The following is a 12,879-nucleotide window of genomic DNA, read 5'->3' on the forward strand; positions in this document are numbered from 1 at the left end:
CGCTACAAGCACTTTGTCTAACAGGCTATCTGCTGATAACTATTTAATATATAACCCTGGCAAAACATAGGGTTTTCCCTAATATTTTTTGCAGCGCAGAAGCGTTATCATGGCCGCAATTTACAAAGCGTTACTTTTCTAGCTGTGGCCATATCCTATCTATGAATATTGTGTCTAAAATCACCATTGCTTTATGTTTGCTTACTGCGCCAATAGTCTCTAATGCTTCTTATATTGAAGGACAGCGTTACTATCAGCAGGAGCTTTACACTCATGCTTTAAATCTTTATCTAAAAGCAGCTGAAGCAGGTGATGTCAAAGCACAGGTTGCCGTGGCGCAGATGTATCTATCAGGTAAAGGCTTAGGCGGTTTGGTAGATGTTCCACAAGCTCTGCACTGGTTTAACAAAGCCTCAAAAGCTCAAGATAAAGTGGGTCAATATGGCCTAGGCATGCTTTATTTTGAAGGTAAAGGGGTTGGTTTAGATCGAGTTGAAGCCCTGCATATTTTGTTAAGGTCAGCAGCACAAGGCTACGCACCTGCTCAGTATCAAGTGGGACTGATGTATAAGAAAGGTTTAGGTAATGGCATTAATTATCAAAAAGCTGAACATTGGTTTACTTTGGCCTCACAGCAGCGACATGCGGAAGCTCAATATCAACTAGGTTTGCTGTATGAAGATGGTAGTGGCGCGCGTCAAAATTACAAAAAGGCGTTGCAGTGGTACAAAGCCTCTGCTGAGCAGGGTTATACGAAAGCGCAAATGTCAGTGGCATTTCTATATTACTATGGTTTAGGGACTGAGGTTGATGAATCAATAGCGCTGCACTGGTTACAGAAGGCGGCCAATAAAGGTGTTGCGGTTGCACAATATAATATAGGCATTCTTTATGAAGGCTATCCAGCTAGAAAGCCTAATAAAGCAGCTGCATTACAATGGTATAAAGTTGCTTGTAGTAATCACTATGCCCGTGCTTGTGAGGCTTATAAAAAGGCTGAAACCAGTTATAAACGCCAGCTAGAGGTGGCGCTAAGTGATAGGTAATTACTAAAACCTGATAATAAAAAGCCAATGTATTTCTTAATACATTGGCTTTTTTGTTTTTACAATAATCTATTTTAGGCTCAACCTAAATTTGCCATGTAATTGGCCAGATATTCTTCAAAACTGATTTGATCAGCAGCTTCAATATCAGCTTGTTGCTGAATTGAGGTTTCAGCCAATTGGCTAAACAGTGCCTGACGGGCTTTATCCATCTCAGTGTTATTGAGTTGTTCTGCCTGTGCTACGGCTTGTTGTAAGGCAAAAGGCACAAAGCCCCCTGCGGCTTGAATACCCGCTAATACCTGTGCGGAAGGTGTCAGTTCCGGTTGGTCAATCATCGGGCGGTATAGATCCAGTGCGTTTTGGTGTTCTGGTTGTTCCAAGCCTGAATCCAGTAGTGCGGCAACAGCTTGTAGCTGATCAAACAACTGATGGCTCCAAGCTTCGCGGCTGATTTCACCCTCTGGTGTGTGCAGCATTAAGTTGCTTTGACGACCAAAATTCACAATCTGATGGTGGTTTACATCAAGTTGCTCACATTCGTCATCAGGAATCTGCGGGCTGTTTTCCAACAGGCAGAACAATAAAAAAGTATCGACAAAGCGCGCTTGGCTTTTGTTAATGCCGATTGCTTCAAATGGGTTCAGGTCGATACAGCGTACTTCGATATACTCTACACCACGCTTCAGTAGTGCTTCTGACGGACGCTCGCCAGATTTGGCAACACGTTTAGGGCGAATGTCGCTGTAATATTCGTTTTCGATCTGCAAAATATTGCTATTCAGCTGACGATATTCCTCACCTACCTTTACGCCGATCTCTGCATAAGGCTTGTGAGGGGTTTTAATCGCATGGCTTAGGGTGGTGACATAGTTGGTCAGCGAGTTGAAACAGATCTTCAAACTGGCTTGAGCATTGTTCTGATAACCCAAGCCGCTCATACGCAACGAAGTGGCATAAGGCAAATAAAGGGTTTCATCATCTAATGTTTCAAGCTGATGCTGTTTGCCTTCGACAAAGCTTTTATGAATTGCTGGAGAGGCGCCAAACAGATATAACAACAGCCAGCTATAACGGCGGAAGTTACGGATTAAGGCAAAGTACTGATTGGATTTAAAGGTCTCAAGCGGCTGTTTGTCACCTTGTAGGTGTTGCAAGGCAGGCCAAAGCTGATCAGGTAATGAGAAGTTGTAATGCAAGCCCGCAATCGCCTGCATAATGCGACCATAACGATAAGACAAGCCGTTACGATACACCGTCTTCATGGTGCCTGTGTTCGAGCGGCCATACTGTGCAATTGGCACACTCTCATTGCCCTGTAACTTACATGGCATACTGGCAGGCCAGATCAGCTCATCTTGCAGATGACGATAACTGAAACGGTGCAGATCCTGCATAAAGGCCAAAGTATCATCCAGTTTGCTAACCGCTGGTGTGATAAATTCCAATAGCGCTTCAGAATAGTCGGTGGTGATATGGGGGTTTGTCAGCGCAGAACCTAAGGCCTTTGGGTGCTCAGTTTGAGCAAGATCACCCTTGTGGGTAACCCTTAGCCCTTCTTTCTCTAATCCGCGTTGAATTTGATTAAAAAGGCCACGTTGAGCAACTGGCTGCAGGAACTGCAAGCGGTCATGAAGTGTGACTGACAAGGTAAATCCCCTATGGTTACAACCGACAACCGCCGGTAATCTGAGCCTGATCAGCCAATATGGGGGCGACTAATCAGGCTTCAAGTGGTGGCTAACATTTAGTGAGCATAACTCACTTATTCTGTTTCTTCTGCGCTTGTGCTAACAACATACCCAAAGAACCTAATGCCCCTGAGTTTTTAGGTTCAGCTTTACTCTGATAGCTGTTTTGGCTGTTACGCTTACGGGGAGCTTCAGCACTGCTGCCACCTTTACTGGTTTGTGCAACAGGCTCATCATTTAAGCGCATCGATAGGGCAATTCGGCGACGCTGGGCGTCTACATCCAACACTTTTACGGTGACAATATCACCCGCTTTGACGACGGTGCGCGGATCTTCAACAAAGCGATCTGCCAGTGCAGAAATATGCACTAAACCATCTTGGTGTACGCCAATATCTACAAAGGCACCAAAGTTGGTCACGTTAGTGACGGCACCCTCTAAGATCATACCAAGTTTAAGGTCGCTGATCTCTTCAACCCCTTCCATAAACTCTGCGGCTTTAAACTCAGGGCGTGGATCACGACCCGGTTTATCCAGCTCTTGCAGAATATCGGTCACTGTGGGCAGACCAAAATGCTCATCGGTGTACTGGGTCGGATTCAAGGTTTTCAGAAACTCACTGTCACCAATCAGGCTCTCTAAACTACGCCCCGTTGTCGCTGCAATTTTCTTCACCACCGGATAAGCCTCGGGGTGAACCGCAGAAGCATCCAGTGGGTTTTTGCCGTTCATCACACGCAAGAAACCGGCACATTGCTCAAAGGCTTTTGGCCCTAAACGCGGCACCTCTAATAGGGCTTTACGGCTGTCAAAAGCGCCATGAGTGTCACGATGGTTGATAATATTTTGCGCCAAGGTCGCATTTAAACCTGACACTCGGTTCAGCAACGCCACAGAGGCCATGTTCAGATCAACCCCTACCGCGTTTACGCAATCTTCAACCACGGCATCAAGGCTACGCGCCAATTGGGTTTGTGATACATCATGCTGATATTGACCTACACCGATGGATTTAGGGTCAATTTTCACTAACTCTGCCAATGGGTCTTGCAAACGACGGGCGATTGACACCGCGCCGCGAATACTCACATCTAGATCGGGGAACTCTTTGGCGGCCAGCTCAGAGGCGGAATACACTGAAGCTCCCGCTTCACTGACCATGATTTTGGCCACTTTGCGATCGGTGATCAGTTTCACCAGATCTGCTGCCAGTTTGTCGGTCTCACGGGATGCGGTGCCATTACCAATACTGATCAGATCAACATTGTGTTTCTGTACTAATTTTGCCAATACTGCCAGTGATTCATTCCACTGATTTTTGGGGACATGGGGATAAATTGTGGCATATTCCAGCAGTTTACCCGTGGCATCCACTACCGCCACTTTTACGCCAGTACGTAAACCGGGATCAAGACCTAATGTCGCCCTTGGCCCTGCAGGTGCCGCAAGCAATAGGTCTTTTAAGTTACCGGCGAATACTTTGATGGCTTCTGTTTCGGCTGCCTCGCGCAAGCGCCCCATTAACTCGGTTTCCAGATGAGTGAGCAGCTTCACACGCCAAGTCCAACGCACCACCTCTTTTAACCAACTGTCTGCCGCACGACCTTGATCTTGAATGGCAAAGTGGTTGGCGATCATCTCTTCACAAGGGTGAACTTTGAGTTCTTCGCTATTGGGAATCACTAAGGCCAGTTGTAACGCCCCTTCGTTACGCCCCCTAAACATGGCCAATGCACGGTGAGAGGGTGTGTTTTTAATCGCTTCGTTGTGAGCAAAGTAGTCGCTGAACTTCTCACCCGTTTGCTCTTGGCCCGTCACCACGCGTGACTGTAACTCACCCTGTTGCCATAGGGTGTCACGCAAGCGTTGCAGCAGTTGCGCATCTTCGCTGAAGCGCTCCATCAAAATTTGTTTGGCGCCATCTAATGCTGCTTTTACGTCAGTAATGCCTTGATCTGGGTTGAGATAAGATTCAGCAGTGCTGCTCGGATCAAGTTCTGGCTGAGAAAACAGCGTCTCGGCCAAAGGCTCTAAGCCTGCTTCCCGTGCGATTTGCGCTTTGGTACGGCGCTTGGGTTTATAGGGTAGGTAAAGGTCTTCTAAGCGAGTTTTGGTGTCCGCTTCTAAAATCTCTTTTTTCAACTCGTCGTTGAGTTTGCCTTGCTCTTCAATACTTTTTAAAACCGTAGTACGGCGATCTTCCAACTCGCGCAGATAACGCAAACGCTCTTCCAAGTTACGCAGTTGAGTGTCATCTAAGCCCCCTGTGACCTCTTTACGGTAACGGGAGATAAACGGCACTGTTGCGCCTTCATCTAATAAGGCAATGGCAGCACTGACCTGTGGATGACGAACGTTTAGTTCATTGGCGATTCGCTGGGAAATCAGTTCCATGAGTGGATTCTCTAATCGGTAAATATCAATAGCGGTAGTCAGCTCAACAGAAAGGCAGAGTGTAAATGAAATAGACGGCACTGCCCTAAGAATAGATGCTGAATTCTATCTGGCTTTTTATACAGTAAAACAGTCGGTTAGGCAAAAAAATGACATAGAGGAAAAGACTGAGTGTATTGAGAGCGGGCATTCGAGAGTTGTAAAAAACATGCGTTAGAAACAACAAAGGCGGACAATGTCCGCCTTTGCAGTGCCGAAATCAGAAGATTACAGCTGTGGGCCTGCCGCGATGATCGCTTCGTCCACATCTTTGAACTTTTTGAAGTTCTCAACAAACTTAGCCGCCAGCTCTTGAGCTTGTGCGTCATAAGCTTCTGGATTGCTCCAAGTGCCACGTGGATTCAGCAGTGCTGTATCCACACCTGGTACTTCAACTGGAACAGACAGGTTGATACCTTCTAGGTGAACAGTTTCAACTTCTTCCAGCGCGCCGCTCTGAATTGCAGAGATGATGCCACGCGTGGTTGGAATGCTGAAACGTTGGCCTTCACCGTAAGAGCCGCCAGTCCAACCTGTGTTCACTAGGTAAACTTTAGAGTTGAACTCTTCGATACGCTTGATCAGTAACTCTGCGTATTCAGCCGCTGGACGTGGGAAGAATGGCGCACCAAAACAAGTTGAGAACGTAGACTTAATGCCGCCGCCTGAACCCATTTCAGTTGAACCTACCAATGCGGTGTAGCCTGATAGGAAGTGGTAAGCCGCAGCTTCTTTAGACAGTACAGACACTGGTGGTAGTACACCTGTCAGGTCGCATGTCAGGAATACAATAGACTTTGGCTCGCCTGCGCGGTTTTCCAGAACGCGTTTTTCAACGTGCTCTAAAGGATAAGCGGCGCGGGTGTTTTGCGTTAGGCTCACGTCGGTGTAATCCGCTACGCGGTTTTTGTCCAACACCACGTTTTCTAACACAGCGCCAAACTTGATCGCATCCCAAATGATCGGCTCATTTTTCTGAGACAGGTCGATACATTTTGCGTAGCAGCCGCCTTCAATATTGAACACAACGCCTTTGCCCCAACCGTGCTCGTCATCACCGATCAGTGAACGCGCTGGGTCGGCAGACAAGGTGGTTTTACCTGTGCCAGACAGGCCGAAGAACAGTGTAGTTTCACCGTCATCACCCACGTTGGCAGAGCAGTGCATTGGCAGCACGTCTTTTTCAGGCAGCAGGAAGTTCTGTACAGAGAACATCGCTTTTTTCATTTCGCCCGCGTACTGCATGCCAGCCAGAAGCACTTTGCGTTTTGCGAAGTTGATGATCACTGCGCCATCAGAGTTGGTGCCATCGCGCTCTGGTTCGCAAACAAAGTAAGGAGCGTTGATGATCTGCCACTCACTTTTGCTTTTCGGGTTGAACTGCTCTGGACGTACAAACAAGGTACGGCCAAATAGGTTGTGCCATGCAGTTTCAGTGGTCACACGGGTTGGCAGATAGTGCTCAGGATCAGCGCCAACATGCAGCTCAGAAACAAAAGTATCTTTTTGAGTCAGATACTCTTCAACTCGATCCCATAGGGCATCAAATTTCGCCGCATCAAATGGACGGTTGATTGCACCCCAGTCGATGGCATCCGCAGTGCTTGGCTCTTCAACAATGAAACGATCCATTGGAGAGCGGCCCGTGCGGTGACCAGTAGAAACAACCAAAGCGCCATTGCTGGCTAACTCACCTTCCTGACGCTGAACGGCCAGTTGAACAAGTTCAGCAGTGCTAAGGTTAGTGAAAGTCATTACAGAACTATCGTTAATCGATGTCGTCATTTACTTGTGTCCTTCGGCTCCAGCCGATCAACTACTACCAAACGGTTAAAAACCGCCCTGTGCCTATGTTTTTCAGGAGCCCAAAGCGAGTCCGAAGAGGTTTTAGGGCGGTATTATGGCAAAAAAAAGCACCTTGTGCGAAGCCTTGCACTAAAGAAAATCTGAAAAAATGGTTAGAAAACAAAATTCTTGGTGCGGTTGCACAATTTTGAATAGCAAATTAGTTTGAAAAAAAAGCCATTTCTAGTGTTTAAGGTCATTAGATTTGTTTTTAACGATAATAATTGCTGATAACTGCGAAAATGTCTTTTTTGATGGGGTTATCAATTTTTTTGATAGGGCAATCGAATTTTTCTATCAAGAGCTTCGATAGTTTGAATATAACACTTAGATCTATTGATATCTTGTTTTTATAACCCTTGTCATTTTTTATTCCACCATAGACAGATAGATCCAGTTTTATTACTACCTAGATAGCTGTCTGATGTCGCAAAAACTGTGCCGTGTGAAAAGGGGAGATTCAGGCTGAATACTTGGTTGATCAGAGTTAAGTTTGATCATTTCATCAATATGCACAAAAGCCTCAGGCTTCAATTCATCAAATGATAAAATAAGCTTATTTGCGGATAAGTTGGAGGCATGCTTTTGAGAATCTTAACGACAGAGTCCGAAGTCTACCAAGCAGCGATTGACTACTTGTCACGCCGAGAGCACGCTAGCCAAGAGCTAAAGTCTAAGCTAAAAGCCAAAGGCGCTGATGATAACCTGATTGATGTGGTGTTAACGCGTGTACAGACCTTAGGGTATCAAAGTGATGAACGTTATATAGAGATGATCATTCGGTCACGCAAAGCTCGAGGCTATGGTCCCAACTATATCCGTCAAATGTTGCAGCAGTTTCGTTTGGACAGCAGTTTAATAGACGCTTATATCGATAGCCGAAATCCTGAATGGAACCGCTGTGCGTATCAGCAACTCAGCAAAAAATTTAAACAGCCCGAAACAGAATTTAAGCTGCGCCAAAAACAACAACAGCATCTTTATCAGCGTGGTTTTAGCCCTGAGCAGATTCGCTCGGCGCTCTCTCTGTTCGATCAGGCCTTTGAATAACCTATAACACCAAAAATGCCCCCAAAATCGTCAATAAATGCTGAGCTAAGATCAAAGTAATACTACCTTTCCTTCGCGCAGGTCTTATAATGTTTGCCTTTTTATATTGCGTCAGATCTATTTCTGGCGTTTTGTTGCGCCCTTTTATCGGGTGAAAAAAGAATTAACTTACACGCCCGACAGACGGGCTATTGCTCACGTATTCGCCAACGGACCAGTTGTATGAAAAGCGCAGAAATTCGTCAGGCATTTTTGAACTTCTTCCAGTCAAAAGGCCACCAAATTGAAGCCAGTAGCTCACTGGTGCCTGTAGATGATCCTACCTTGCTGTTCACTAACGCAGGTATGAACCAGTTCAAAGATTGTTTTTTAGGCCTTGAAAAGCGCCCATACACTCGCGCCACTACGTCTCAGAAGTGCGTGCGAGCAGGCGGCAAACATAATGATCTAGAAAATGTGGGTTATACCGCACGTCACCACACCTTTTTTGAGATGCTGGGTAACTTCAGCTTTGGTGATTACTTTAAGCAAGATGCGATTAAATACGCTTGGGAATTTTTAACCTCTAAAGACTATATGGGGATTCCCGCAGAAAAATTGTCGGTGACCGTGTATGCGACCGATGATGAAGCTTACGACATCTGGACTAAAGAAGTCGGTGTACCTGCGGAGCGTATGATCCGTATTGGTGACAATAAAGGTGCACCATACGCATCAGACAACTTCTGGGCGATGGGTGATACAGGCCCTTGTGGACCATGTACTGAGATTTTCTACGATCACGGTGAAGATATTGCGGGTGGCCCACCGGGTTCTCCAGACGAAGATGGTGATCGTTTCATCGAAATCTGGAACGTGGTTTTCATGCAGTTTAACCGCACAGCAGATGGTGTCTTGCACCCGCTACCGGCCCCTTCTGTTGATACCGGCATGGGCTTGGAGCGTATCAGTGCCGTGATGCAGCATGTCCACGCCAACTATGAAATTGATCTGTTCCAAAGCTTGTTAAAAGCAGTGGCAGACGCTGTGGGTTGTGCCAATGATGACAACCCATCACTTAAAGTGATTGCGGATCATATTCGCTCATGCAGCTTCTTGATTGCCGACGGCGTGATTCCTTCAAATGAAGGCCGTGGTTATGTACTGCGTCGTATTATTCGCCGTGCTTGTCGCCATGGTAATAAGCTGGGTGCTAAAGGCTTATTCTTCCATAAGGTTGTGGCTGCTTTGGTGGCTGAGATGGGCGAAGCCTACCCAGAGCTGCGTAGCCAACAGAGCACGATCGAGCGTTTACTGAAAACAGAAGAAGAGCAATTTGCCAAAACCTTAGAGCAAGGCTTGCGCATTCTTGAGCAAGATTTAGCTGAGCTGAAAGGCGAGCAAATTCCGGGTGAAACCGTATTCAAGCTTTACGATACTTTTGGTTTCCCAATGGACTTAACCGCCGATATCGCCCGTGAGCGTGGCTTAAGTATTGATGAAGCAGGTTTTGAAGCTGCGATGGAAGCACAGCGTGCACGTGCACGTTCTAGCAGCAGCTTTGGTTTAGATTACAACAGCTTGATCAAGGTCGATGTGGACACGGTTTTCACTGGTTATGAACAGACGGCTGGTGATGCGACCGTGTTGGCGCTGTTTGTCGATGGCCAAAATGTTGAGCAAATTAATGCAGGTGATCAAGCGGTTGTTGTGCTGGATCAAACGCCATTTTATGCTGAATCGGGCGGTCAAGTGGGTGACTGTGGCTTGTTAACCGCAACAGGTGTGCGCTTCGACGTGCGCGATACTACGAAAGCCAGTGGTGCCTATCTGCATCATGGTGTATTGGCTGAAGGATGCCTGAAAACAGGCGCAACCATTCAGGCCAAAGTTGAAGCGGATGTTCGCCAGAGAACAGCTCAAAATCACTCAGCTACGCACTTGTTACACGCTGCTTTACGCCAAGTCGTAGGTGAGCATGTACAGCAGAAAGGTTCTTTGGTTGACAGTCAGCGCTTGCGTTTTGACTTTAGCCACTTTGAAGCCGTAACTGCGGAGCAATTGGCTGAAGTTGAGGCTTTAGTGAATGCTCAGGTTCAGGCTAACAGCGATGTTCAAACTGAGATCATGGATTTAGAAGCGGCCAAAGCTAAAGGTGCAATGGCGCTATTCGGTGAAAAGTACGCGGGTAACGTGCGTGTTTTAACCATGGGCGATGGTTTCTCGATGGAGCTTTGTGGCGGTATCCATGCCAAGCGCACAGGTGATATTGGTTTAATTCGCATCACGTCAGAGGCGGGTATCGCTTCTGGTGTCCGTCGTATCGAAGGTGTGAGTGGTGCAGAAGCTATTGCGTATCAGCAAAGTCGTGATGAGCAGTTAAACGCGGCTGCCGCTTTGCTAAAAACCAAACCTGATCAGCTAGTTGAGCGTTTAACCAGTTCAATGGAGCGTACCCGTGCTCTAGAGAAAGAGTTAGAACAGCTGAAAGCCAAGCTGGCCAGTGCCGCAGGCTCTGATCTGGCAAGTGAAGCGATTGAGCTTGCAGGCGTTAAACTGCTGTCTGTCTTGGTGCCGGGCGCAGATGGCAAATCCCTACGTGACTTAATGGATCAACTAAAAAATAAGTTGGGACATTGTGTGGTTGTGTTGGCAGCAGCAGAAGGCGAGAAGGTTTCCCTGATTGCAGGTGTCAGCAAAGATCTGACCAGCAAAGTAAAAGCTGGTGAGCTGGTTAACCATGTTGCAACCCAAGTGGGCGGCAAAGGTGGTGGCCGACCTGATATGGCTCAGGCTGGAGGTAACAATCCAGCAGCATTGCCGGATGCGTTGGCATCGGTACAGGCTTGGGTTGAGGCAAAATTGGCCTAACCCAATTGAGTGACTCAGTTGACTTAAGCTCCGGTGCTTTATAGTGCCGGAGAAACTATAAAATGCTAACGGAACGCTGAACAATGGCTCTTTACGTTCAAAAGTTTGGTGGAACTTCTGTAGGTTCTATCGAGCGTATCAAGGCCGTTGCTGAAAAGGTTAAAGGTTATCGCGAGCAAGGACACGATGTTGTTGTCGTAGTTTCTGCTATGAGCGGTGAAACCAATCGCCTGATCGCACTGGCTAATGAAATTAATGATGATCCGACTCCACGTGAAATGGATATGCTGGTTTCTACTGGCGAACAAGTGACTATTGCACTGTTGTCGATGACGCTGAACCACATTGGTTGCCCTGCTATTTCTTATACAGGGCCACAGGTGAGTATCGTAACAGACAGCTCTCATACGAAAGCGCGCATCAAGCAGATTGATGATCAGAAAATTCGTAATGACCTGAAAGAAGGTCGTGTAGTTGTGGTTGCTGGTTTCCAAGGCGTTGATGAGCAAGGCAATATCACAACCTTGGGGCGTGGTGGCTCAGATACAACGGGTGTAGCACTGGCTGCTGCTTTAAAAGCGGATGAATGCCAGATCTTCACAGACGTTGATGGGGTTTACACCACTGATCCACGTGTTTGCTCAAGAGCGAAGCGTCTGGAGACCATCACTGTTGAAGAGATGTTGGAATTAGCAAGCTTAGGCTCAAAAGTGCTACAGATTCGTTCTGTTGAGTTTGCTGGTAAGTACAATGTTCCGCTTCGGGTTCTGTCTAGTTTTGAAGAAGGCCCGGGCACCCTGATTGTTGCAGAGGAAGTCGAAGAGATGGAAGATCCATTAATCTCTGGTATCGCGTTTACTGCGAACGAAGCCAAACTAACTGTATTAAACGCACCTGATATGCCTGGTGTTGCTTCTCGTATCCTAGGCCCAATTGGCGATGCCAATGTCGAAGTCGACATGATTGTGCAAAACGTTGCACATGATGGTAAAAGCACAGACTTCACTTTCACTGTAAGCCGTGGCGACTACAAAAAAGCCAAAGCAGTTTTAGAAGGTGTGGTAGCTGAGTTGGGCGCAGGTAGCATTTCTGGTGATAATGCTATTGCTAAAGTATCCCTTGTGGGTGTAGGTATGCGCTCTCACGCAGGTGTTGCGAGTAAAATGTTTAAAGTACTGTCTGATGAAGGCATTAACATTCGCATGGTTTCCACCTCTGAAATTAAAATTTCAGTGGTAATCGATGAGAAGTTTATGGAGCTGGCAGTACGCGCCCTGCACACTGCGTTCGGCTTAGACAAAGTAGAAGATTAATTTCAGCTTTGTTTTTATTAATAGGGTCTACTTTAATAAGGTAGACCCTATTTTTTTGTGCTCAGTATTTGTAGTCTTAACACTCAACCGATAGTCATAGGCTAAAATGTCTAAAAAGTGTCAACTTTTTGTCATTAAGCGGCCTGTTAAAACAGGAAATAGTTGAGCAAAATACTATTTAACGCATAATAGGCGCTCATTTTTACAGATGGCCTCTACATCCATCTAAATGTGCCGGACGCTTCATAAGAGCTGAAGGAACCCCGAGGAAATAAGGAGATTCAACCATGTTGATTTTAACTCGCCGTGTTGGTGAAACCCTGATGATTGGTGATGAAGTTACCGTAACTGTACTAGGTGTTAAAGGTAACCAAGTGCGTATTGGTGTAAACGCACCAAAAGAAGTTGCGGTACACCGTGAAGAGATTTACCAGCGCATTCAGCGCGAAAAAGAAGATACAGACCAGTCTGATGCTTAATATTTGAAAAATAAGTAAATTATTTTCAAAAAATAGTAGACAGCAAAAAATAATCTGATATAGTTTGCCTCGTGTTTGGAGAGGTGGCCGAGAGGCTGAAGGCGCTCCCCTGCTAAGGGAGTATAGGGTTTATACCCCTATCGAGGGTTCGAATCCCTCCTTCTCCGCCAC

Annotated in this window: 8 protein-coding genes and 1 tRNA gene; 6 read left to right on the top strand and 3 right to left on the bottom strand. The window is 46.5% G+C overall.

What is annotated here, in order from left to right; genetic code table 11:
• Positions 1-161: 161 nt before the first annotated feature.
• Entirely contained in the window at positions 162-1,046 is an 885-nt protein-coding gene (locus B5D26_RS11240; RefSeq protein WP_078745831.1) for a tetratricopeptide repeat protein, read from the top strand.
• Positions 1,047-1,126: 80 nt separating this feature from the next.
• Here B5D26_RS11240 and gshA read toward each other — a convergent pair whose 3' ends face one another.
• The 3 genes from gshA to B5D26_RS11255 form a co-directional block, all read right to left on the bottom strand.
• Positions 1,127-2,695: a glutamate--cysteine ligase gene (gshA, locus tag B5D26_RS11245; RefSeq protein ID WP_200810666.1), complete on the bottom strand. Its 1,569-nt coding sequence runs from the start codon at positions 2,693-2,695 to the stop codon at positions 1,127-1,129.
• A 112-nt stretch (positions 2,696-2,807) separates the two neighbouring features.
• On the bottom strand, positions 2,808-5,132 hold the full coding sequence (locus B5D26_RS11250; protein ID WP_078745833.1) for a Tex family protein: 2,325 nt from the start codon (positions 5,130-5,132) through the stop codon (positions 2,808-2,810).
• 267 nt (positions 5,133-5,399) lie between these two features.
• Positions 5,400-6,956 (bottom strand): phosphoenolpyruvate carboxykinase, encoded by a 1,557-nt coding sequence (locus tag B5D26_RS11255; protein WP_078745834.1) that lies wholly within the window; start codon positions 6,954-6,956, stop codon positions 5,400-5,402.
• 639 nt (positions 6,957-7,595) lie between these two features.
• On the opposite strand from B5D26_RS11255, the gene B5D26_RS11260 reads away from it, so the two are divergent.
• From B5D26_RS11260 to B5D26_RS11280, 5 genes are all read left to right on the top strand, one after another.
• On the top strand, positions 7,596-8,066 hold the full coding sequence (locus tag B5D26_RS11260; protein ID WP_078745835.1) for a regulatory protein RecX: 471 nt from the start codon (positions 7,596-7,598) through the stop codon (positions 8,064-8,066).
• Between the two features lie 222 nt (positions 8,067-8,288).
• The gene (gene alaS, locus B5D26_RS11265) at positions 8,289-10,916 is read left to right on the top strand and encodes an alanine--tRNA ligase (protein WP_078745836.1); all 2,628 of its coding nucleotides are present in this window, start codon (positions 8,289-8,291) and stop codon (positions 10,914-10,916) included.
• A gap of 83 nt (positions 10,917-10,999) precedes the next feature.
• Positions 11,000-12,229 (top strand): aspartate kinase, encoded by a 1,230-nt coding sequence (locus tag B5D26_RS11270; protein ID WP_078745837.1) that lies wholly within the window; start codon positions 11,000-11,002, stop codon positions 12,227-12,229.
• 287 nt (positions 12,230-12,516) lie between these two features.
• Positions 12,517-12,708: a carbon storage regulator CsrA gene (gene csrA / locus B5D26_RS11275; RefSeq protein WP_078745838.1), complete on the top strand. Its 192-nt coding sequence runs from the start codon at positions 12,517-12,519 to the stop codon at positions 12,706-12,708.
• A 77-nt stretch (positions 12,709-12,785) separates the two neighbouring features.
• A tRNA-Ser gene (locus tag B5D26_RS11280) sits at positions 12,786-12,878 on the top strand.
• The last annotated feature ends 1 nt before the right edge of the window (position 12,879 follow it).

The organism is Oceanospirillum multiglobuliferum (genome assembly GCF_900167095.1).
In the GTDB taxonomy this organism is placed as follows: domain Bacteria; phylum Pseudomonadota; class Gammaproteobacteria; order Pseudomonadales; family Halomonadaceae; genus Oceanospirillum; species Oceanospirillum multiglobuliferum.

Excerpts from the sequence above, each read along its gene's own strand:
- alaS (WP_078745836.1), top strand. The coding sequence starts at position 8,289 with ATGAAAAGCGCAGAAATTCGTCAGGCATTTTTGAACTTCTTCCAGTCA.
- B5D26_RS11240 (WP_078745831.1), top strand. The coding sequence starts at position 162 with ATGAATATTGTGTCTAAAATCACCATTGCTTTATGTTTGCTTACTGCG.
- B5D26_RS11255 (WP_078745834.1), bottom strand. The coding sequence starts at position 6,956 with ATGACGACATCGATTAACGATAGTTCTGTAATGACTTTCACTAACCTT.
- B5D26_RS11250 (WP_078745833.1), bottom strand. The coding sequence starts at position 5,132 with ATGGAACTGATTTCCCAGCGAATCGCCAATGAACTAAACGTTCGTCAT.
- B5D26_RS11270 (WP_078745837.1), top strand. The coding sequence starts at position 11,000 with ATGGCTCTTTACGTTCAAAAGTTTGGTGGAACTTCTGTAGGTTCTATC.
- csrA (WP_078745838.1), top strand. The coding sequence starts at position 12,517 with ATGTTGATTTTAACTCGCCGTGTTGGTGAAACCCTGATGATTGGTGAT.
- B5D26_RS11260 (WP_078745835.1), top strand. The coding sequence starts at position 7,596 with ATGCTTTTGAGAATCTTAACGACAGAGTCCGAAGTCTACCAAGCAGCG.